This window comes from Mesorhizobium sp. NPDC059025 (genome assembly GCF_042739655.1).
In the GTDB taxonomy this organism is placed as follows: domain Bacteria; phylum Pseudomonadota; class Alphaproteobacteria; order Rhizobiales; family Rhizobiaceae; genus Mesorhizobium.
In genome coordinates this window covers 11,571-31,345 of sequence record NZ_JBHYIM010000013.1, presented here as the reverse complement: position 1 = coordinate 31,345, position 19,775 = coordinate 11,571, and the positions used below count along the sequence as shown (strand labels likewise).

The 19,775-nt window shown below is 62.3% G+C and carries 21 protein-coding genes; 13 read left to right on the top strand and 8 right to left on the bottom strand.

All coding sequences use genetic code 11. The features are described from left to right. Window positions 1–2: 2 nt before the first annotated feature. The 4 genes from ACFWYE_RS25110 to ACFWYE_RS25095 are packed head-to-tail and all read left to right on the top strand — an operon-like array spanning window position 3 to window position 3,340. Entirely contained in the window at window positions 3–707 is a 705-nt protein-coding gene (locus ACFWYE_RS25110; protein WP_379115033.1) for an ABC transporter ATP-binding protein, read from the top strand. Window positions 708–709: 2 nt separating this feature from the next. Then, a complete protein-coding gene (locus tag ACFWYE_RS25105; RefSeq protein ID WP_129413762.1) occupies window positions 710–1,591 on the top strand; it encodes a branched-chain amino acid ABC transporter permease in 882 nt (293 codons plus the stop codon). A gap of 14 nt (window positions 1,592–1,605) precedes the next feature. After that, window positions 1,606–2,232 (top strand): FMN-binding negative transcriptional regulator, encoded by a 627-nt coding sequence (locus ACFWYE_RS25100; RefSeq protein ID WP_379114938.1) that lies wholly within the window; start codon window positions 1,606–1,608, stop codon window positions 2,230–2,232. Window positions 2,233–2,269: 37 nt separating this feature from the next. Beyond that, window positions 2,270–3,340, top strand: coding sequence for an ornithine cyclodeaminase (locus tag ACFWYE_RS25095; RefSeq protein ID WP_379067551.1), 1,071 nt, complete (start codon window positions 2,270–2,272; stop codon window positions 3,338–3,340). A 97-nt stretch (window positions 3,341–3,437) separates the two neighbouring features. Here ACFWYE_RS25095 and ACFWYE_RS25090 read toward each other — a convergent pair whose 3' ends face one another. The 8 genes from ACFWYE_RS25090 to ACFWYE_RS25055 form a co-directional block, all read right to left on the bottom strand. Next, window positions 3,438–4,673: an amidohydrolase gene (locus ACFWYE_RS25090; RefSeq protein ID WP_379114937.1), complete on the bottom strand. Its 1,236-nt coding sequence runs from the start codon at window positions 4,671–4,673 to the stop codon at window positions 3,438–3,440. 36 nt (window positions 4,674–4,709) lie between these two features. Continuing rightward, on the bottom strand, window positions 4,710–5,675 hold the full coding sequence (locus ACFWYE_RS25085; RefSeq protein ID WP_379114936.1) for a branched-chain amino acid ABC transporter permease: 966 nt from the start codon (window positions 5,673–5,675) through the stop codon (window positions 4,710–4,712). Then, entirely contained in the window at window positions 5,675–6,538 is an 864-nt protein-coding gene (locus ACFWYE_RS25080; protein ID WP_379114935.1) for a branched-chain amino acid ABC transporter permease, read from the bottom strand. Before ACFWYE_RS25080 ends, ACFWYE_RS25085 begins: the two co-directional genes overlap by 1 nt. Then, window positions 6,538–7,263 carry an ABC transporter ATP-binding protein gene (locus ACFWYE_RS25075; protein WP_379067559.1) on the bottom strand — a complete coding sequence of 242 codons (726 nt, stop codon included), beginning with the start codon at window positions 7,261–7,263 and terminating at the stop codon, window positions 6,538–6,540. The genes ACFWYE_RS25080 and ACFWYE_RS25075 overlap by 1 nt, the downstream gene beginning before the upstream one ends. Continuing rightward, window positions 7,263–7,994: an ABC transporter ATP-binding protein gene (locus ACFWYE_RS25070; protein WP_379114934.1), complete on the bottom strand. Its 732-nt coding sequence runs from the start codon at window positions 7,992–7,994 to the stop codon at window positions 7,263–7,265. The genes ACFWYE_RS25075 and ACFWYE_RS25070 overlap by 1 nt, the downstream gene beginning before the upstream one ends. A 97-nt stretch (window positions 7,995–8,091) precedes the next feature. After that, entirely contained in the window at window positions 8,092–9,324 is a 1,233-nt protein-coding gene (locus ACFWYE_RS25065; protein WP_379067563.1) for an ABC transporter substrate-binding protein, read from the bottom strand. Between the two features lie 126 nt (window positions 9,325–9,450). Next, the gene (locus ACFWYE_RS25060) at window positions 9,451–10,764 is read right to left on the bottom strand and encodes a M20 family metallopeptidase (RefSeq protein WP_379067565.1); all 1,314 of its coding nucleotides are present in this window, start codon (window positions 10,762–10,764) and stop codon (window positions 9,451–9,453) included. Next, a complete protein-coding gene (locus tag ACFWYE_RS25055) occupies window positions 10,761–11,408 on the bottom strand; it encodes an isochorismatase family cysteine hydrolase (protein WP_379114933.1) in 648 nt (215 codons plus the stop codon). Before ACFWYE_RS25055 ends, ACFWYE_RS25060 begins: the two co-directional genes overlap by 4 nt. A 414-nt stretch (window positions 11,409–11,822) precedes the next feature. Between ACFWYE_RS25055 and ACFWYE_RS25050 the strand changes: the two genes are divergently transcribed. The 9 genes from ACFWYE_RS25050 to ACFWYE_RS25010 all read left to right on the top strand — a co-directional run bounded on the left by ACFWYE_RS25050 (window position 11,823) and on the right by ACFWYE_RS25010 (window position 19,774). Further along, window positions 11,823–12,677, top strand: a complete 855-nt coding sequence (locus tag ACFWYE_RS25050; protein ID WP_379114932.1) for a MurR/RpiR family transcriptional regulator — start codon at window positions 11,823–11,825, stop codon at window positions 12,675–12,677. A 238-nt stretch (window positions 12,678–12,915) separates the two neighbouring features. Beyond that, the gene (locus tag ACFWYE_RS25045; RefSeq protein WP_379114931.1) at window positions 12,916–13,419 is read left to right on the top strand and encodes a MerR family transcriptional regulator; all 504 of its coding nucleotides are present in this window, start codon (window positions 12,916–12,918) and stop codon (window positions 13,417–13,419) included. Beyond that, on the top strand, window positions 13,392–13,688 hold the full coding sequence (locus ACFWYE_RS25040; RefSeq protein ID WP_379114930.1) for a TipAS antibiotic-recognition domain-containing protein: 297 nt from the start codon (window positions 13,392–13,394) through the stop codon (window positions 13,686–13,688). The genes ACFWYE_RS25045 and ACFWYE_RS25040 overlap by 28 nt, the downstream gene beginning before the upstream one ends. 197 nt (window positions 13,689–13,885) lie before the next feature. Continuing rightward, complete coding sequence (locus tag ACFWYE_RS25035; RefSeq protein WP_379114929.1) at window positions 13,886–15,160, top strand: ABC transporter substrate-binding protein; 1,275 nt, start codon at window positions 13,886–13,888, stop codon at window positions 15,158–15,160. A gap of 72 nt (window positions 15,161–15,232) precedes the next feature. Next, window positions 15,233–16,087: a sugar phosphate isomerase/epimerase family protein gene (locus tag ACFWYE_RS25030; protein WP_379114928.1), complete on the top strand. Its 855-nt coding sequence runs from the start codon at window positions 15,233–15,235 to the stop codon at window positions 16,085–16,087. Next, on the top strand, window positions 16,084–16,875 hold the full coding sequence (locus tag ACFWYE_RS25025) for a 6-phosphogluconolactonase (protein ID WP_379114927.1): 792 nt from the start codon (window positions 16,084–16,086) through the stop codon (window positions 16,873–16,875). Before ACFWYE_RS25030 ends, ACFWYE_RS25025 begins: the two co-directional genes overlap by 4 nt. Then, the gene (locus ACFWYE_RS25020) at window positions 16,875–17,783 is read left to right on the top strand and encodes an ROK family protein (protein ID WP_379114926.1); all 909 of its coding nucleotides are present in this window, start codon (window positions 16,875–16,877) and stop codon (window positions 17,781–17,783) included. Before ACFWYE_RS25025 ends, ACFWYE_RS25020 begins: the two co-directional genes overlap by 1 nt. A gap of 3 nt (window positions 17,784–17,786) precedes the next feature. Beyond that, window positions 17,787–18,881: an ABC transporter ATP-binding protein gene (locus tag ACFWYE_RS25015; protein WP_379114925.1), complete on the top strand. Its 1,095-nt coding sequence runs from the start codon at window positions 17,787–17,789 to the stop codon at window positions 18,879–18,881. After that, window positions 18,878–19,774 carry a carbohydrate ABC transporter permease gene (locus tag ACFWYE_RS25010; RefSeq protein ID WP_379067583.1) on the top strand — a complete coding sequence of 299 codons (897 nt, stop codon included), beginning with the start codon at window positions 18,878–18,880 and terminating at the stop codon, window positions 19,772–19,774. Before ACFWYE_RS25015 ends, ACFWYE_RS25010 begins: the two co-directional genes overlap by 4 nt. Window position 19,775 lies beyond the last annotated feature (1 nt).

Below are 19,775 nucleotides of genomic sequence, written 5' to 3'. Positions count from 1 at the left end.
CCATGCTGAGCGTCGAAGCCCTCAGAATTCGATACGGAGAGGTCGAGGCGGTGCGCCGCGTCGACCTCTCGGTTGGCGCCGGTGAAATCGTCGCACTGGTCGGCGCCAATGGTGCCGGCAAAAGTTCGACGCTCGGTGCCGTCGCCGGGCTGGTGCCGGCAGCCGGCGGCAGGGTGCTGCTCGAGGGCAAGGACATCACCAATATGCCAGCCGAGGCGATCGCACGTCGCGGCGTGGCACTGGTGCCGGAGGGGCGGCGCATCTTCGCCAGCCTGACCGTGGCCGAGAATCTGCGCCTCGGTGGCGCGGTACATCAGACCGCCGTTGAGGCGAAGGCGCGAGAGGAGGAGATGCTCGAGCTCTTCCCGATCCTGCGCCGCTACCATCAGGTCAAGGGTGGCAACCTTTCCGGCGGCGAGCAGCAGATGCTGGCGATCGCGCGCGCCCTCATGGCGCGGCCCAAGCTTATCCTGCTCGACGAACCGTCGCTCGGGCTCGCCCCTCAAATCATCGACACCGTGTTCGACCTTATCGCGCAGCTCCGCAGCAATGGGCTGACGGTGCTTCTGGTCGAGCAGAACGTCGCGCTCGCGCTCGAAATCGCCGACCGTGCCACGGTGCTCGCCAATGGTGAAGTCGCATTGACAGGCACGGCCGCTGAACTCGCCAGTTCCGATCTCGTGCGCCAAGCCTATCTCGGAGCCTGACCATGATCGCGCAACAGATCATCAATGCAGTGAGCCTTGGCGGCGTCTATGCGCTGCTGGCACTCGGACTCGCCATCGTCTTCTCCATCGTCGGTCTGATCAATTTCGCCCATGGCGAGCTGATGACGTTGACGGGTTATGCGCTTCTGGCAGCTCTCATCGCCGGCGTGCCATTTCCAGCAGCCGTGCTGCTTGCCGTCATCTGCGCGGCTGTCGCCGCGGTGGCGATGGAACGTGTTGCCTTCCGGCCGATGCGCGGCGCCAGCGTCACCAGTCTTCTGCTGACCAGTTTCGCCGTCTCGGGCCTGCTCAAGGTCATCTTCCAGAACGGCGTGTCGGCGCGCCCGCAGGCTGTCGCCATACCCAGCTGGATGACCGGCGCTTTCTCGATCGGTGACTTCACCATCGGCGTCGGTCCGACGATTTCAATCGTCGTCTCCATCCTGGCGCTGATCGCGCTGGAGTTCTTCCTAAGGCGCACCGTGACCGGTACGGCGATGCGCGCGGCAGCGGAGGATTTCGACGTCGTGCGGCTGATGGGCATTCCCGCCAACCGCATCATCGCCACGGCATTCCTCCTGTCCGGCCTGCTTGCCGGGCTGGCCGCCATGCTGTGGGTAGCGAGCCGTGCCTCGGTCGATCCGCTGATGGGGTTCACTCCCGTGCTCAAGGCTTTCATAGCCGCCGTCGTCGGTGGGCTGGGCAGCCTGCCGGGAGCGGTGGCCGGCGGCTTTCTGCTCGGCGTGACCGAGGTCCTGCTGCAGGCGACGCTGCCGGCAGCCATCGCGCCCTACAGGGATGCCATCGTGCTGTCCGGTGTCATTGCGGTGCTGCTGATCCGGCCCCAGGGTCTCATTCCGGCCGTGCGCGTCCAGAGAAGCTGAGGTCCACTGGCATCGTGTACACCAAGCCGGAATTCGCACCGCTGTCTCGAGGCGAGGTGTTTGGTCTGATCGAGGCGGTGGTCTTTGCCACGATCGTGAGCGCTGCCCCGGAAGGGCTGATGGTTTCCCATCTGCCCTTCGTGCTGCAGCCGGGAAGGGGAGAGAATGGGACGCTGGTGTCGCATCTGGCTGCCGCCAATCCGCATGCGGCCTCGCTGATCCAGGGGCACGAAACCGTTGCTGTTTTCAATGGGCCGCACGATTACATCTCGTCGTCCTGGTACCCGCACAATCCGGTTCGCGACAGTGCTCCGACCTGGAACTTCGCGGTCGTTCATTGCCACGGCAGGCCGATGCCGATCGACACGGCGACGACCGCACGCCATCTTCTGGAACTGGTGGAGGTTCTGGAGAAGGACCGACCCGACCGCTGGCGGATGCGCGAACTTGGCCCGGGCGGCATGGAGCGGCGTCTGCCGCACGTGGTCGGCTTCGAGATGCCGATCACGCGACTGGAAGCCAAATTCAAGATGGGACAGGACGAGCGGCTTTACGACACCGCAGCTGCCATCGAAGCGCTCGACAAGGCCAATCCCGCACTCGCCGCCATGATGCGGAAACACAATTCCCATCGCAGTTGACGCCGCGGTTCACGCGCAAAAACAAGGAGACCGCGGCATGACCGCAGCGAAGCTGAACATCGTTCCGTTCGTGAGCGTTGATTCCATGATGAAGCTGGTGCTGGCCATCGGGGTCGAGCGCTTCCTGACCGAGCTGGCCAGCTATATCGAAGAGGACTTCCGCCGCTGGGAACTGTTCGACAAGACGCCGCGCGTCGCCTCGCACAGCCATGACGGCGTCATTGAGCTGATGCCGACCAGCGACGGCCGGCTCTACGGCTTCAAATATGTCAACGGCCACCCGAAGAACACGCGCGAGGGCCTGCAGACGGTGACCGCTTTTGGTGTGCTCGCCGATGTCGGCTCGGGCTATCCGATGCTGCTGACCGAAATGACCATCCTGACGGCGCTGCGCACAGCCGCCACCTCGGCGCTGGTCGCAAGGTACCTGGCGCCGAAGGGTGCCCGCACCATGACCATCATCGGCAATGGCGCGCAGTCGGAATTCCAGGCCATCGCCTTCAAGGCCATCACCGGCATCGACAGGCTGCGCCTCTACGACATCGATCCGTCGGCCTCGAAGCGCTGTGCGAAGAACCTCGCCGGCATGGGCTTCGACATCACCATCTGCGCCTCCGGCCAGGAGGCGGTGGAGGGGGCGGACGTCATCACCACGGTGACGGCCGACAAGCAGTATGCGACGATCCTGACCGACAACATGGTGGGCTCGGGCGTGCACATCAACGCGGTCGGCGGCGACTGCCCTGGCAAGACCGAGCTGCATCGCGACATCCTGCTGCGCTCCGACATCTTCGTGGAGTTCCCGCCGCAGACGCGCATCGAGGGCGAGATCCAGCAGCTGGATGGCGATCATCCGGTGATCGAGCTGTGGCAGGTGATGGCGGGCAAGGCAGCCGGGCGCACCAGCGACAAGCAGATCACGCTGTTCGATTCGGTCGGCTTTGCCACCGAGGATTTCTCGGCGCTGCGCTATGTGCGCGACCAGCTGCAGGCCACCGGCCTCTATGAGGAACTCGACCTGCTCGCTGATCCCGACGAACCGCGCGACCTCTTCGGCATGCTGCTCAGAGCGGACAAAAAGCAAGGCGGCGCCAAGGGCGCCGCCTGAAGACACGCTCTGCCGGTTGAATTCGGTCTAGAGCGTTTCCGTTTTTCACGGAAACGCTCTAACTCTTTATTTTAACGCAATTCCGGACGGAAAACCGCTACACACTTTTCCTGGAATTGCTCTGGTGCCGCCCTGGCGTTTCGGCCAGATAGCGTTCCGCCAGCGTTGTCCAGTAACGCACTCCGGTCGCTATGATGTCGTCGTTGAAGTCGTATTCGGCGGTGTGCAGAGGACGCGGCGCCGCCTCGCCTTCGCGAGCTGAGCCGAGGAACACATAGCTGCCGGGTACGCCGCCAAGCATGAAGGCGAAATCCTCCGCACCCATGATCGGCTGCATCTCGTCGTCGACGAGTTTTTCGCCAACCACCTCTTCCGCGACCGAGGCGGCAAACTGCGTTTCTGTCCGGGTGTTGCGAAGAACGGGATAACCGCGCTCGAAAATGAACTTGTGCCCTGCGCCGACCGCTTCGGTGGCGTTGCGCACGATCTTCTCCAGCCCTGCCTCGAAGGCGTCGCGAACGCTGTCGTTGAGCGTGTACAGAGTGCCGCGAACGACCGCTTCGTCCGGCGTGACGTGGACACCCTGACGGTGGTTCGGGTCGCCGCTGCGGAACTGCGTGATCGACAGCACCACGGGTTCGGCCGGGTTCAGGTAACGCGCCTTGAACATGTGCATTTCCTGCACGATCGCGGCAGCTGTCAGCAGAGGATCCGCGACGGCGAATTGCGTCGCAGGATGCGCGATGCGGCTCAGCACATGAAATTCGAAGGTGTCGATCGATGCGAGCATCGGTCCGGTTCGCATCATGAAGCGGCCGGCCGGGACATTGGGAAAATTGTGCATGCCAAAGATCGCGTCGACGGGGAATTTCTCAAACAGGCCATCCTTGACCATGGCATTGCCGCCGCAATGCTGGTCGCCCGTTTCCTCGGCGGGCTGGAAAATGAAGCGCACGGTACCGTCGAAATCGCCGTTCCTGGCGAGATGGCTGGCCGCTGCCAGCAGCATGGCGGTGTGGCCATCGTGTCCACAGGCGTGCATCTTGCCGTCAATCGTCGAGCGGTGCTCGAAGGTGTTTTCTTCCTGGATGAAGAGCGCATCCATGTCGGCGCGAAGGCCAACCGTGGCGGGACTGGTGCCGCGCTTCAGCGTGCCGACCACGCCTGTTCCACCAAGACCCCGGTGTACCTCGATGCCGAATTCCTCCAGTTTCGCCGCGACGAAATCGGCCGTTGCCTTTTCCTCGAAGGCTGTCTCGGGATGGGCATGGAGGTGACGGCGCCAGGCCGTAGCCTCCTCAACGAGGTTGTTGTCGATCGGCGATCTGGTCATCTTTCGTCTCCTCCAACTATTCCGCCCGGGCTGCGATCATGTCCGTGCGCCGCGCGTCGATAACCGCAGCTTGCCCAGAAGCTCCACCAGCCCTTCCGGCGCCAGCCTCAGCACCAGGATCATTGCCACGGCTATGACGATGAAGCGGGCATCCTCGAAACCCTGCAAACCAGCCATCGCCTCGGTGGCGAAGGTGAGCACCAGCGCGGCAAGCACCGGTCCGAAGACGGTGTTGACGCCGCCGATCAGGACCATCGACAGGGCAAGCGACAGCGTTCCGAAGCCGAAGACTTCCGGCGAGGCAACACGCAGGTATATCGCGTAGAAGCCGCCGGCGATGCCGGTGAAGATGGCGCTCAGCGTCAGGGCCAGGATGCGCTGGCGGGCAACGGAGATGCCGCGTGCCGCGGCATAATCCTCGGCATCGCGGACTGCCTTGAGCGATTTGCCGAAGGAGGAGTTGCTGACGAGCGCCAGGAAGAGACAGGAAAACGCCAGCAGCGCCAGGCCGACATAGTAATAGCCGAACTTGAAATCCTTCAGGAAACTGTAGCTGCCCAGTTCCAGCAAGGGCAGGCGGACCATGCCCTCCGCGCCACCGGTGATCTGGGATTGGCTGAGCACCAGCTGCAGCACGAGTTGCGTGAAGGCGAAGGTGACCAGGACGACATAAATGCCCTTCAGTCGCGCAACCGGCGCCGCCAGCAGCAGCGCCGAGAGGGCGGCCGTGCCGCCGCCGAGCAGCATGGCAACCCAGGGATTGACGCCAAACGTCTTGCTGGCGATCGCGGCGGTGTAGACACCGATACCGAAGAAGGTGAGGTGTCCGAAATTGAAGACGCCGCAATGGCCGAGGCTGAGGTTCCAGTTCGAGGCGATGACGGCGTAGACGAAAGCGATGATGAACAGGTGCCTGACATAGCTGTCCGTGACGAACAGCGGCACGACGGCAAGCGCTGCAAACAGGGCCAGGATGGCGAGGAGTTGAGGTTTGCTGACCATCATTTGCCTCCGAACACGCCGTTCGGCCTGAACAGCAGGACCAGGATCATCAAGAGGAACAGCACGAAGGGCGTCCAGTAGAGGCCCAGTCCCAAGATCAGAAATGCCTCGATGAAGCCGATGAGATAGGCCGCTCCAGCGGTCGCGCCGAGATTGCCCAGCCCGCCGAAGATGACGACGATCATCGCCTTGGTCAGCGGCTCGCTGCCCATCGTCGGCGTGATGAAGCGAATCGAGCCGAGCAAGGCGCCGGTGAGCCCCGCCAGCGCGGCCGAGATGCCGAACGCCAACGCGAAGGCTACGGGCACGTCGATGCCGAGAAGCGCCGCCGAATCCTGGTTCTGGCCGACTGCTCGCAGGCTGCGCCCGCGATTGGTCATCACCGTGAAGCGCCACAAGGCGACCAGGATAAGCGGTGCCAGCACGATCAGCAGGGCTTCATGCGCCGAGATGGTGGTGCCCAGGATCTGCACTTCGCCAGGGATCAGGCGCGGCAGTTGCTTCAACCGTGCGCCCCAGATCATCTGCGCGCCGCGTTCGAGGATGACCATGGCGGCAAGCGTGGTCATGGCGGTGATCAGGAGCATGTTGCGGTTGCTGTAGAACGGCCGGACCAGCAGGCGTTCGATGATGACACCGATAAGCCCGGCGGCAAGCGTCCCCGACAGGATGCCGACGATCGGCCCCAGGCCGAGGACTTCGCTGACAGTCCAGGCGATGAACGCCCCGACCATCATCAGTGCGCCATGGGAGAAGTTGAAGACGCCCAGCGTGGTCCAGACGAGGCTGAGGCCACTCGACATCAAGGCATAGAGCGAGCCAAGCACGAGACCGGAGACGAGCGTTGCGAGAAGGGCGTCCATCAGTGTGCTCCCTCCGCACCAAAATAGAGGCGCATCACCTCTTCGTGGTCGGGTGCATTCGCGCTGCTGATCTCGCGCACGACCTCGCCATGCTCGACCATATAGAGGCGATCGGTCAGCGACAGCAGGAACTCGACGTCCTGCTCGACGACGATCAGCGGCACGCCGGTCTTGGAGATCTTGGCTATGGCACCAGCCAGCTCTTCCTTGAGGCGCGGGGAAAGCCCCAGCGTCGGCTCGTCAAGCATCAGCAGGCGCGGCGCGCACATCAATGCGCAGCCGATCGACAGCATCTGGCGCTCGCCGCCCGACAGTGTGCGGGCAGACTGCTGCTTGCGCTCGGCAAGACGTGGAAACAGCGCATAGACCTCATCGATATGCCGGGCGGCTTCCGCCCTGGCGCGTTTGCTGAAGGCTGCAAGCTCCAGCGTTTCAGCGATGCGCATGGTGCCGAACAGAGTGTTGCCTTGCGGTGCATGGATGAGGCCTGCCGCCACGATTGCCGGCGGGCGTTGGCTGGTGATGTCGTTGCCTTCGAAGGTTATGGAACCTGCAGTCGGGCGCAACAGCCCGGAAATGGTCCTGAGCAACGTCGACTTGCCGTGGCCGTTCGGTCCAAACAGGCCGATCGACTCGCCTTCGTCGATGTGGACCGACAGTCCGTTCAGGACGCGGGCGGCGCCATATCCTGCTTCCAGGCCGGTGATGTCGAGAAGTCGCCGCATCAGCTGCGTCCCCCAAGATAGGCTTCGATCACCTGCGGGTTCCTGACGACATCGTGCGGGTCGCCGGCGGTCAGGACGCTGCCCTGGTTGAGCACGATCAGACGCTGCGAGACCGACAGCAGCAGGCTGAGCACATGTTCGATGAGGAGTACGGTCACGCCGCTTCTGTTCACGGCCATCAGCAGATCGTCGAGCCGCTGGATCTCAGGTTTCGTCAGTCCCGAAGCGGGCTCGTCCAGCATCAGCAGGGCCGGCTTGGATATCAGGGCCGAGGCGATCATGAGCTGCTTCTTTTCATAGACGGACAATTCGCGCGACGGCATCGAGCGGCGCGTCTGACCGAAATCCACCGAGCGCAGGGCATCCTCGATGCGGGCTTCGGCCTGGGCGCGGGACAGCCGGCCATTGTAGGTGGCACTGACCAGCAAGGTTTCATCCGCGGACAGTGCCGGGAACTCGGCATCCTTCTGGAATGTGCGGACGAGGCCGGCCCGCGAGATGCGATGTGCGGGCCAGCGATCGATGCGCTCGCCCATGAAACGCACTTCGCCTGCCGTCGGTCCGAACGGGACGCCGGTGATCAGGTTGAACAAGGTGCTCTTGCCGGATCCATTGGGGCCGGCAATGCCGAGGATTTCGCCGCGCGCGACGGTGAAGCTGACGTCGTTGACTGCTTTCAACCCGCCGAAGAATTTGCAGGCTCCGGCGATCTCGAGAATGTTTTCGCTCATGCGTGTCGCTCGATGGAGAGAGTGCCGCGCCTGGAGCGTTTCCGTCGTTCACGGAAACGCTCCAACCCTTTGTTTTTCTGAGCGCGGCCCTGCTGGATCACTTCATCCAGACCGGCTGCTTGAACTCGCCGCTCGCATATTCCTTCGGATAGAACAGCACGCGCTTGCCGTCCTGGATCTGATAGAACTGGATCGGCATTCCGTCCTTGCCCTGGACCGCGAGGTGCGTGGCCGGGTCAAATCGTGTGCGCCCCATGGCTGTCTGCTTGTCGGCCTTGCCGATCTCGGCACCGATTTCCTTGCGCTTGGCAGGATCGCCGACCTTGGCCAGGGCGTCGGCATAGAGCATCACCTGCTCGTAGAGCATGACGCCATAGGAGCCGGGCTCGACATTGTATGCGGCCTTGTATTTGCCGATGACTTCGTCGGCGCGCGGGTTGCTGGCTGCGCGCACCGGGCCGCCGAGGGCGTTGTAGACGATGCCCGAGGATTTCTCCTTGGTCAGCTCCAGGAATTCCGGCACCGACGGTGCATACTGGATGAAGACGAGGCTGTTGGTGGGATTTTCCATGAACTGCCGCATGAAGGTCGCGGCGTTCGCGGAGACGTAGTCGGTGTTGATCAGCAGAGCCGGCGGATCCTGCCGCACCTTGGCCAGGAAACCCCGCCAGTCGTTGATCTCGCCGAAGGGCAACAGGTCATTCTGGGTCACTTCCCAGCCGGCTGCCTTGAAGGCCTCGGCCATGCCGTTGGCGATACCCTTCGAATAGGGATTGTCGGATGCCACCAGCGCCACCTTCTTGTTCGGCAGCTTCAGCTTGCCGCTCGTGGCGAGTTCGTCGATGACCGGCACGATCTCGGTGTTGTAGGCATCGTAGGACGGCGTCAGTGACCACACCGTGGTGAAACGGGAAGGGTCGGGCGAGACGATGTCCTTGGTCTGCTGCGAGTTGCCGGAGACAAGATAGATCATGTCCTGCTCGGCCATCATGTCGATTTCAAAATTGCTGGTGGATGCGTAGCCCGTGAAGATGGCGCCCGTCGCCTGGTCTCCGAGCAGGCGTTCGGCTGCTGTGGCGACCTTGTCGGCGCTGGCGTCGCCGACATCGGCAACGACAGCTTCGAAAGTGTGGCCGGCGATGCCACCAGCCTTGTTGAGGTCTTCCACGGCGAGTTTGACGCCGTTGGCCACTTCCTGGCCGTCCGCGGCAGCAGGCCCGGTGAGGGGAGCAAGAATGCCCAGCTTGATTACGTCGGCGCTGGCGAAAGCGGTTGAGGCAGCCAGTGCGAGCGCGGAGACCGCGCCCATGAAAATTCGTCTTGTCAGCATGTCGTTCCCCTTGCCGTTTTTATGTCTGGAGCGGTTCCGTTTTTCACGGAACCGCGGAGAGGTTTAACTCTTTGTTTTTGCGCAATTCCGGACGCCAAACGCTGCGCCCTTTCCGCCGGAGTTGCTCTAGCGTGTTCCGCAATTGTCGATGATCGCTGCGGCGATCACCTTCGTCGTTTCGATCAGGCTTTCGATCTCCACGCATTCATTGTCGCCATGGAAGCCGTCGCCGGCCGGCCCGTAGATCACCGGCACCACACCCGCACCGGCATAGTGGGCGGCATCGGTGACGGCTTCGAAGCCTCTGATTTCGGGCGCCTTGCGCTGTACATGCCGGGCCCGTTCGGCGAGCGAAGAGACCAGAGGGTGATCGACGGGTGTGTTCATCGGCGGGAAATTCAGCCCGAACAGATCCCATTCGATCGCCGGGGGATGATCGCGCATCCAGGCGTCCGTCTGGGCGAAATGGCTGACGAAATTCTCAAATTCCGCCTTCACGTCTTCAAACCGCTCCTGAGGCATGAATTTATAGTCGAGGTCGATGGTGACGACGTCTGGAATGATCGCTGCATTGGTCATGATCTGCGGCGTGCCATCGGGCCCGAGGCCGGCGCCACCGCGGATGACACCGGGATTGATCGTGGCAAGGCCAGCCGGCGTCAACGGATGCCAGTTGTCGCGGCAGCGGGATTGCTCGAAGTCGCGCAAGGCCATGAGGAAACGCGTCCCGAGCTCAATGGCATTGACGCCAGGCTCGAGACGACCCTGGACGTGCGGTTGCGGCCACATCGAATTGAAGCGCCAGCCGGCATGAGCCTGTTTGCCGAAAATGGTGACCCTTACCCAGGTCAGGCCGCCTTCGGCCGGAACGATGTTGCCCCATGTCGGCTCGGCGACGATCGCACGCCGGGCGAGCCGCTTTTCACGCTTCACCAGATCCATGGCGCCGAAGCCGCCGGCTTCCTCATCGACGACGCTGTGGATAGCCAGCCGGCCTTCCAGCTTGATGCCGGCCTGTTTCACCGCGCGTGCCGCCGCCACGCAGGCTGCCACGCCGGCTTTCATGTCAACGGCGCCACGCCCCCAGAGCTTGCCTTCGGCGATCTCTCCGCCAAAAGGATCGCGCGCCCAGCGGCTTGTGTCGCCGACCGGGACAACGTCGATGTGTCCGCACAGGATCAGGCTCTTGTCGTCGGAGCCGTCCCATTCACCGATCAGGTTCGGCCGCTCGGGGAAGACATCCCAGCTCCGCGTTTCGAAACCGAGGTCCTTGAGGTGACCGTCGAGGAGACGCTGGACATCGGCTTCGCGATTGATGCCTTGCTCGACCTGGAACTTCGGATTGACGGAAGGGATCCTGACCAGGTCCCGGGCCAGACTGACGACATAGTCCCGATCAGAGTCGATCCGGCTCCAGACTTCGTTGGCTGCATCGCTCATCGGCTCGTTCCTTCCAATTCAGCAATCAGCGCGTCGGTCGTTATCTGGCGGCAATAACCCTTGATTGTGTTCAGCGAATTGGAGTGCCGCTCGCTGGTGTAGGTGGCGCATGCGTCGGTCACCTGGGTTACCAGGTAGCCGAGGTCGCAGGCATCGCGGATAGCGCTTTCGACACATTGGTCGGTGAGGATGCCGCTGATGACCAGCTGCCGGACGCCGAGGTTGCGCAGGATGTAGTCGATATGGGTGGAGACGAAGACCGATGATGACGACTTGGGCAGGCAGATTTCGTCGTCGCCGGGAGCAAGCTCGTCGATGACCTTGCCGTCCCACGAGCCCCTGGGCACGTTGAAGCCGGTGATCTTGTAGTCGAGGCTGCGGTCACGCCCGTCCTTGGTCAGGCTCTCGATGGTGGTGTACATCACCTCGATGCCGTGGTTCCGGAATGCCTCTTGCAGACGCTGCATGTTGGGAACAATGCGATTGCGCAGCTCGCCGAAAAACCAGCCATACTGCCGCTCGAATTCGGCGTCGTTCAGATCGGCGAACTCGGCACCCTTGCGATGGGCCGAGAAGTTCTGGACATCGATGAAAATCACGGCGGACTGCTCGGGCACCAGCGCCACGTCGCGGGTTAGCGTCATAGGAATGTCTCCGGCTTGGCCGCGCTGTGAACGGTGTTCAATTCATGCGCGAGAACGATGGCGCATGCATGCGGATGGGGTAGTGTCGAAAGGGCTGCGTCTGTGCGCGATTTTCCGTGCCGACGCCTTGAGCAGCCTGATGCCGAACGTTGGCTGCCGGGGCAGGAGGGGTGGCGATGGTTGGCCGCAAAGCCCGGGAGGTTGTGCTTGTCGCCAGCAAAAAGAAGACACTGCGCCGCGCTGTCGATCCCCTTAGGCGAAGGGACCTCAACACGCGATACGCGCAGTGCTGATGGCAAGTTGAATTCCAATTTCAGTTCCCATTCTTTTTTCCAAAGGATGATGAAAAAATTCCATCAATGTCAATAAAGAAATCACGATTGACTAAAAAATTTCTACATGGAAGGGTGCGGCATGGAGCTACGCCAACAGATCGACAGCCTTGCTGAAACGCTCACGCCTGCCGAGCGGAAGCTGTCCGCGGCATTGCTGTCCGACTATCCGTTCGCCGGGTTGCAGACGATCCAGACATTGGCCGAGCAGACCGGCGTATCGGCTCCCTCGATCACACGCTTTGTCACGAAACTCGGGTGTCACGGCTACCAGGATTTCCAGCGTCGGCTGATCGGTGAATTGAAGGAAGGGCACCGTTCTCCGGTCGATCTGCATGAACGCATGACCAGCGGCGGCGCGGATTTCCTGCAGTCCTTTCTGGATCTGACCGCGGAAGCCGTACGAGCCGTGGGTGAATCCCTGACACAGAGCCAGTTCGAGCGCATCTGCGATCTCGTGGCAGACGACAAGCGCGCCGTCTACATCGTCGGCGGCCGTATCAGCGATGCCATCGCCCAGCATTTCTCGCGGCATCTGCGGCAGGTCAGGCGCAATGTTTTCCACCTGCCGCCCGACACGGAAATCTGGCCTGAATACATCCTGCGCATGCGCGCGCGCGACCTGCTGATCATCTTCGACTTCCGGCGTTATCAGCAACGTCTGGTCGAACTGGCGGACAAGGTGCGTCGGTCGGCAGGGGCCAGCGTCATACTGGTGACGGACAAGTGGATGTCGCCCGCCGCAGCCTATGCCGCCGAGGTCGTGGCCCTGCCGACGGAAAACAGGACGGCATGGGACAGCTATGCCGGCGCATTGGCAGTTGTTGATGCCATGGTTGCAAGCATTTCCGAGCGGGACTGGGATGCGACGCGGGACCGGATCAAGGCTTGGGATGCGGTCAGGTTCGAACGGAGCGACAAGTCGGGGGATACGTAAGCCCGGCAGCTATTTGTGCATGTGCTCTGTTGTCCACGTCGGGTTGCGGGAACATGTCCGGAGAGGCCGAGTCAACCTCGACGAGACGCATCCGTAGCTCCTTGGGCCGATCTCGATCCGTGAACTCTCCTCGGCCGGAGCATTGCTGCCCGGTGCTATCCTCTGCGCAACCGGATTTGCGCGCTTGACCCTCACGCGACGTAAGAGCGTATCTGAGCCGGGTCACGAGGTGTGGTCGATGAAAACCTACACGGTTAGCGAACTGGCGGAACTTGCAGGCATTTCGGTACGCGCATTGCATCATTACGATGAGATCGGGCTGCTTAGGCCCTCGCGCGTCGGTGACAATCGCTATCGCTACTATGGCGAGGAGGAGTTGCTGCGGCTGCAGCAGATACTCATCCATCGCGAGCTTGGCTTGTCGCTCGGCGAAATCGGCGCCGTGCTCGATGATCCTGCTTTCGACAGGCTTGAAACGCTCGTCAAGCAGCGCGACAGGCTGGAAATCGAAGCGAGACGCTACCGGCGGATGCTGAAAACCATCGATCGCACCATCGCCAAGCTGAAAGGAGAAAAGGCGATGAAGGATAGGGACCTCTACAGCGGTGTGGTTTCGCCGCAAAAACAGGCTGAATACGAGGTCTGGCTGGTTGAGCGCTATGGCGAGTGCGTTCGGGCTTCGAGATCGAAGCGAGCAAAGTCGAGGCACAGTCGATGGCGTCTCCCGACATGGCCGGCGTGATGCAAGACCTCAAGCCGATCGAAGGCGCGTTGGTCGAAGCCATGCGGGGAGGCATGCCTCCGCAAGCATGCGCGCTCGATCCCTTGATCGAGCGGCACCGCAACTGGGTTGCCGGGGCATGGGACAAGCCTTGCACGCCGGACGCCTATGCGAAGCTGGCTGACCTCTATGAGGCGCATGCCGACTTCCTTGCCCGCTACGAAGCGCTTGCAAAAGGCTTCGGTGCCTGGCTGCCGGCGGCGATGCGAGCCTGGGCGAACCGTCAATAACAACACCGGAATCTGGGGTTTGCCGGGGTTTTCACGGACTCCTCCCTGGAGATGGACGTGATGGCGCACAAGGTGCGCCATTTTCCGCCAACAGCCATTTAAATCCAGTCAGTGGATTAAGCCTTGATAAATCCACTGACTGGATTTACTGTCGGTCTGCCGTGAGAGGACGGTCGCCAGAAGGGGTTGGGAGGAGAATGTTCATGAAGCGTCTTTGGAGTGCCGCTACGCTCGCGGTTTCGCTGTTTGCCACCGCGCCCGCCTGGGCAGAGACGGTGTCGCTGTTCTGTTCGTCATCGGGTGCCGAATACGAGCTGTGCAAGAAGGGGGCGGAGGACTGGGCCAAGCAGACCGGCAACGAGGTCAAGATCAACAAGATGCCGGCCGCCTGGGACGAGGCGTTGCCGCTCTACCAGCAGTTGCTTTCGGCGCAGTCACAGGATGCCGACGTGCTGCTGCTCGATGTCGTCTGGATCGGCCTGCTGCAGAACCACCTGCTCGATCTGTCGGAAGCGCTGCCCAAGGAAGACATCGCGGCCAATTTCCCTTCGACGGTCGCTGCCGGCACGGTCAATGGCAAATTCGTGGCTCAGCCCTGGTACACCGATACCGGACTGATGTTCTATCGCAAGGATCTGCTGGAGAAATACAAGAAGCCGGTACCGAAGACCTGGGCTGAGCTGACCGCAACAGCCAAGGCCGTGCAGGATGGCGAGCGTGCCGCCGGCAACAAAGACATGTGGGGCTTCGCCTGGCAGGGCAAGTCCTACGAGGGGCTGACCTGTGACGCCATCGAATGGGTCGGCAGTTTCGGCGGCGGCAGCATCGTCGACGACAAGGGCAACATAACCATCGACAACGCCGATGCCGCAGCCGCGCTGAAGCAGGCGCATGGCTGGGTCAACACGATCAGCCCGCAAGGTGTCCTGAACTATGACGAAGAATCTTCGCGCGGCGTCTTCGAGGCCGGCAATGCCGTGTTCCTGCGCAACTGGGCGTATGTGTGGGGAACGTCGCAAGGCAAGGACCAGCCGCTGGTCGGCAAGGTCGGCGTAACGGCTCTGCCTGTGGGCAAGGATGGCGCGAAGTCGAGCGGCTGCATGGGCACCGCCCATCTCGGCATCTCAAAGTACACGCAGCACAAGGACGCGGCGGTCAGCCTCCTGCGTTTCATGGCGGGCAAAGCCGAACAGAAGCGCCGGGCCATAGAGGGGGCGTACAACCCGACCATCGCCTCACTCTACGACGATTCCGACGTGCTGAAGGCGCTACCTTTCCTCAAGGATGCGCAGACGGCTTTCGCCGACAGTGTCGCCCGACCATCGGCGGTGACCGGCTCAGGCTATAACCGCGTTTCGCAGGCCTTCTACAAGGCGGTGCATGGCGTGCTTGCCGGAGAGGAGCAGCCGGAGGTCGCGCTGAAGGCGCTGGCCGCCGATCTCGAGACCATCAAGAAACGCGGCAAGTGGTGACACAGGCCGCGTGAAGCCGGCGCGCTCCTCCCTGCGCGCCGGCAAACCTTTTCCAACCAGCAAGAGACCAGCATGCAAATCGGCAACGCGCCCTGTTCATGGGGCGTCTTCTATCCCACCGGCAACAGCATTACCGCTGACGAATATCTCGACGCGGTGGCCCGCGCCGGCTATCGCGCAACCGAACTCGGTCCGCTCGGCTTCATGCCGACCGATCCTGGGCAACTGGGGGACGCGCTGGCGGCCCGTAGCCTGACGCTCGCCGGTGCGGCGCATGTGCACGTGCTGGCCGAGCCTGGCTCGTGGCCAGCATTGAGAGAAACGCTCGACGGCATCGGCTCAATCCTGTCCAGACTGGATGCGCCCAATCTGATCCTGATGGATGAAAGCGAATGGTATCCGGCCGACAAGCCGGGCGTCGTCGATGAGGCCGGCTGGCGAACCATGATCGCGCATGTTCGCGACGCCCAGCGTCACCTGGGCGGGACCTATGGCGTCAAGCTCACGTTTCACCCGCATGTCGGGACCTGCGTTGAGCGCGAAGCGCAGATCGATCGCCTGCTCGATGAAACGGATGTCGATCTGTGTTTCGACACGGGCCATCACGCATTCTGGGATCAGGATCCCGTCGCGTATATGCGCAAGGTCTGGAGTCGGATCGGCTTCATGCACCTCAAGAACGTCGACGCGAAGGTACGGGCGCGTGTGCTGGCCGGTGAATTCGGGCCCAACGAATCCTTCGCCGCCGGCGTCATGTGCCCCTTGCCGGACGGTGTGGTCGACATCGCAGCCGTGATCGCCTTGCTCAAGGAGCAAAGGTACTCGGGTCCTTGCATTGTCGAACAGGATCCAAGCGAAAACGCCGCCGAAACACCCGAGGCGCTCGCCGCCCGCAATCGTATCTACCTTGAGGAGTTGCTGGCATGAGCGCGATAGAGCCTCAGATCTTTGACGACGCCGAAACGCTTGGCGAAGTCTTCGCCCGTCGGTTGCTGGGCATGATCGCCGAAGCACGCTCCGCGGACCGTCATTTCCTGCTTGGTTGTCCAGGCGGACGCTCGCCCCGCCCGGCCTATCTGGCGATGGGACGGCTGCTGGGCGAAAAGCCCCAGGATATCAGCCATGTCACCATCGTCATGATGGATGATTATCTCGTCGAGACGGCATGGGGTCTGGACCATGTTCCCCGCGACAGCCATTTCTCCTGCCGGCGCTTTGCGGACGAGGAAATCATCGGGGTGCTGAATGGCGGCTTGCCGAAAGCTTTCCGCATCCCGTCCACTCAGGTCTGGTTCCCGGATCCGAGGGATCCTGCCGCCTATGACGACAGGATTGCCGCGGCAGGCGGCATCGATCTTTTCATCCTGGCATCGGGTGCCAGCGACGGCCATGTCGCGTTCAATCCGCGCGGCAGCAAGCGCACGAGCCGCACGCGTATCGTGTCCCTGGCCGAGGAGACACGTCGCGACAACATGAAGACCTTCCCGGATTTTCGGTCGCTCGACGAGGTGCCCAGTTTCGGTGTCACGGTTGGTATCGACACCATCGAACGGCTCTCGAAGTCCGCGGTGATGATCGTATGGGGGGAAGGCAAGCATCTTGCCTTCGGCCATCTGGTTCGTGCCGAGGAATACGATGCCGACTGGCCGGCTACGGTGATCGCCTCCTGCCGCGGAGGCGAGATCCTGGCAGACAAGGTGGCGGCCAGAGCCTGATGCAAGCAGCTATCGGTATTGACATAGGCGGCACCAAGATCGCCGGCGGCCTGGTCGATCTGGCCGTTGGCGCTTTGATCGACCAGGCCGAACTCCCGACGCCGCGCGGGCTAGGCGCCGACGCGATCCTGGCAGCGGCCAATGACATTGCTGGCCGGATGCATCGTTCCGCTCTGGCCAAGGGCATCGCGACTGTTGGCCTGGGGCTTGGTCTGCCGGAATTGGTCGATCTCAACGGTGCTCCCGCCAGCGGCTGGATCGCGGATTGGAGTCGGAGCGACATCGCTGGTGCCCTTTCAAGCTACGGTCCGATCGCCGTCGACAGCGACGTACGGGTCGCGGCGCTCGCGGAACTCCACTTCGGCCATGGCAAGACACTGCCGAGCTTCGTCTTTGTTTCGGTCGGAACGGGCCTGAGTTTCGCCGGGTGCAGCGATGGACGTATCCAGCGTGGCGCCAATGGCTTTGCCATCCATTTCGCCTCGAGCGAATTGGTGGCCTTCGACGAAGTTTCCGGCAAGCGGACAGATTTCCTCCTGGAGTCCTTCGCATCCGGCCTGGGCATGGCGCGCGTCTACAAGGCGCGAACCTGCGGAAGTGCGACGGCACGCGATATCGTCGAGGGACGGGCTGGTGCGCAAGGCGCGCAACTGCTCGACGAAGCAACGACGACACTGGCCAGCTATCTTGGCCAGATGATCAACATGATCGATCCGCATGGCGTTGTCGTCGGAGGCGGGCTGGGGACCGCGCAAGCTTATTTCGACCGGTTGCGATCGAAAGTCCCTGCCTATGTCTGGGCCAAACAATGTCGAGACTTGCCGGTGCTCGCCAGTGCGCTCGGGTCTGCCGCGGGGGTGATTGGCGCAGCTGCGCTGCATGCGCGCGAGAAGTTGGAGAGAGATTGAACAATGACGTCCATCAGCCTCAGATCCGTATCCAAGAGCTTCGGGGCGGTCGATATCATCCGCAATGTCGATCTGGAAATCGCGGAGGGTGAATTCGTCGTTTTTGTGGGTCCTTCGGGCTGCGGCAAATCCACCCTGTTGCGGTTGATCGCGGGGCTCGTGCCTGTATCCGGCGGCGATATCGATATCGATGGCGAGGACATGACCGAAGTGCCGGCCTCCAAGCGTGGCATAGCGTTCGTCTTCCAGTCCTACGCGCTCTATCCACATATGACGATTGCCCGCAACATCGGTTTCGCGCTCGAGACCAGCGGGATTGGGCGGGCGGCGATCCGTGCCAAGGTCGAACAGGTGGCTGCCGTGCTCAAGATCGGTCACCTGCTGGAAAGGCTGCCGCGCGAACTCTCGGGCGGCCAGCGGCAGCGCGTTGCCATCGGTCGAGCCCTCGTGCGCCAGCCGAAAGTGTTTCTGTTCGACGAACCGCTGTCCAATCTGGACACCGACCTGCGCGCGGAGATGCGTGTCGAGATCGCCCGGCTGCACGAGGATATCAAGACCACGATGGTCTATGTGACCCATGATCAGGTCGAGGCGATGACGCTGGCCGACAGGATTGTCGTGCTGAACGAAGGACGCATCGAACAGGTCGGTACGCCGCACGAACTCTATCGTCGGCCGGCGAACCGTTTTGTTGCCGGCTTCATAGGCTCGCCGCGCATGAACTTCCTGCAGGTGGGGGCGACGAGGACGGATAATGGCTGGCGTCTGAACGGCGCGGGCGGGCTGGATCTCACTATTCCGCTGGGGGCGTCGACGCCGGCTTCGATCGGCTGCAGGCCGGAGGCCCTGGCAGTTGCGGATGGCGGTCAGGTTGCCCGGATTTCAGGTGAATTGCTGCGTGCCGAAGACCTTGGCCATGAACACCTCGCCTATGTACGCATCGCCGATGATGTGATCTGGACCGTACGTTTGGCCAGCCATGCCGACCTCGCGCGCGGTGACAGGATCGGGCTTACCTGGCCAGACAATGCGCTTTTTGTGTTCGATGCCGAGGGACGACGGCTTGAAGTGGAACACGCCGTGCAGGTTGCAGCATGAGCCGTCCAAACCTCCTGCAGCGGGGAGAGACGCGCGCGGCCTGGATGTTCCTGGCGCCTGCGCTTGCCGCGCTCGCGCTTGTCGCCTTCTGGCCGCTCGCGCGGACGCTGTTTTTTTCCTTCACCGACGCCACGCTCGACGATCCATCGGTCTACGGTTTCGTCGGTCTGCAGAATTTCATCGATATCGCTACCGACGAGCAATGGTGGCGAGCGGTCGCGAACACGCTTGTTTTCTCGGTCGTGTCGGTGACGCTGGAGACGCTGCTCGGTTTGGGTATCGCGCTGCTGCTCAACGAGGCATTGCCCGGACGTGGTGTCTTGCGGGCCGCCATCCTGATCCCCTGGTCGATCCCGGTGGTCGTGTCGGCCAAGATATGGGAATGGATGCTGCATGATCAGTTCGGCATCCTCAACAACCTGCTGATCGGTCTCGGTTTCATCGATCATGGCGTTGCATGGACGGCAACGCCGTCCCTGGTGATGGGCGTCGTCATCTTCGTCGACGTCTGGATCACCACGCCCTTCATGGTACTCCTGATCCTGGCGGGACTTCAGGTCATACCGGAAGAGGTGCGGGAAGCGGCGCTGGTTGACGGTGTTCCTTGGTGGAAGCGCTTCTGGTCAATCACCTTGCCGCTGCTGAAACCGGCTATCGGCGTGGCGGTGCTGTTCCGCGCGCTCGACGCCATGCGCATGTTCGACCTGGCCTATATTCTGGCCGGCAATGGCGAGCGCACACAAACGATCTCGATCTATGCACGCAATCAGCTGATCTCCTTCCAGGAAACGGGGCTGGGTTCGGCCGCTTCCACCTGGGTGTTCTTTGTTATCGCGCTGGTCGCGATTCTTATCATCGGCGCGCTGCGGCTAGATCGCGCGGCAGGGAGATAGT

Bases quoted from the DNA above. Each gene is read 5' to 3' on its own strand.
- ACFWYE_RS25110 (WP_379115033.1), top strand. From the start codon at position 3: ATGCTGAGCGTCGAAGCCCTCAGAATTCGATACGGAGAGGTCGAGGCG.
- ACFWYE_RS25105 (WP_129413762.1), top strand. From the start codon at position 710: ATGATCGCGCAACAGATCATCAATGCAGTGAGCCTTGGCGGCGTCTAT.
- ACFWYE_RS25095 (WP_379067551.1), top strand. From the start codon at position 2,270: ATGACCGCAGCGAAGCTGAACATCGTTCCGTTCGTGAGCGTTGATTCC.
- ACFWYE_RS25090 (WP_379114937.1), bottom strand. From the start codon at position 4,673: ATGACCAGATCGCCGATCGACAACAACCTCGTTGAGGAGGCTACGGCC.
- ACFWYE_RS25085 (WP_379114936.1), bottom strand. From the start codon at position 5,675: ATGGTCAGCAAACCTCAACTCCTCGCCATCCTGGCCCTGTTTGCAGCG.
- ACFWYE_RS25080 (WP_379114935.1), bottom strand. From the start codon at position 6,538: ATGGACGCCCTTCTCGCAACGCTCGTCTCCGGTCTCGTGCTTGGCTCG.
- ACFWYE_RS25075 (WP_379067559.1), bottom strand. From the start codon at position 7,263: ATGCGGCGACTTCTCGACATCACCGGCCTGGAAGCAGGATATGGCGCC.
- ACFWYE_RS25070 (WP_379114934.1), bottom strand. From the start codon at position 7,994: ATGAGCGAAAACATTCTCGAGATCGCCGGAGCCTGCAAATTCTTCGGC.
- ACFWYE_RS25065 (WP_379067563.1), bottom strand. From the start codon at position 9,324: ATGCTGACAAGACGAATTTTCATGGGCGCGGTCTCCGCGCTCGCACTG.
- ACFWYE_RS25060 (WP_379067565.1), bottom strand. From the start codon at position 10,764: ATGAGCGATGCAGCCAACGAAGTCTGGAGCCGGATCGACTCTGATCGG.
- ACFWYE_RS25055 (WP_379114933.1), bottom strand. From the start codon at position 11,408: ATGACGCTAACCCGCGACGTGGCGCTGGTGCCCGAGCAGTCCGCCGTG.
- ACFWYE_RS25050 (WP_379114932.1), top strand. From the start codon at position 11,823: ATGGAGCTACGCCAACAGATCGACAGCCTTGCTGAAACGCTCACGCCT.
- ACFWYE_RS25045 (WP_379114931.1), top strand. From the start codon at position 12,916: ATGAAAACCTACACGGTTAGCGAACTGGCGGAACTTGCAGGCATTTCG.
- ACFWYE_RS25040 (WP_379114930.1), top strand. From the start codon at position 13,392: ATGGCGTCTCCCGACATGGCCGGCGTGATGCAAGACCTCAAGCCGATC.
- ACFWYE_RS25035 (WP_379114929.1), top strand. From the start codon at position 13,886: ATGTTCATGAAGCGTCTTTGGAGTGCCGCTACGCTCGCGGTTTCGCTG.
- ACFWYE_RS25030 (WP_379114928.1), top strand. From the start codon at position 15,233: ATGCAAATCGGCAACGCGCCCTGTTCATGGGGCGTCTTCTATCCCACC.
- ACFWYE_RS25025 (WP_379114927.1), top strand. From the start codon at position 16,084: ATGAGCGCGATAGAGCCTCAGATCTTTGACGACGCCGAAACGCTTGGC.
- ACFWYE_RS25020 (WP_379114926.1), top strand. From the start codon at position 16,875: ATGCAAGCAGCTATCGGTATTGACATAGGCGGCACCAAGATCGCCGGC.
- ACFWYE_RS25015 (WP_379114925.1), top strand. From the start codon at position 17,787: ATGACGTCCATCAGCCTCAGATCCGTATCCAAGAGCTTCGGGGCGGTC.
- ACFWYE_RS25010 (WP_379067583.1), top strand. From the start codon at position 18,878: ATGAGCCGTCCAAACCTCCTGCAGCGGGGAGAGACGCGCGCGGCCTGG.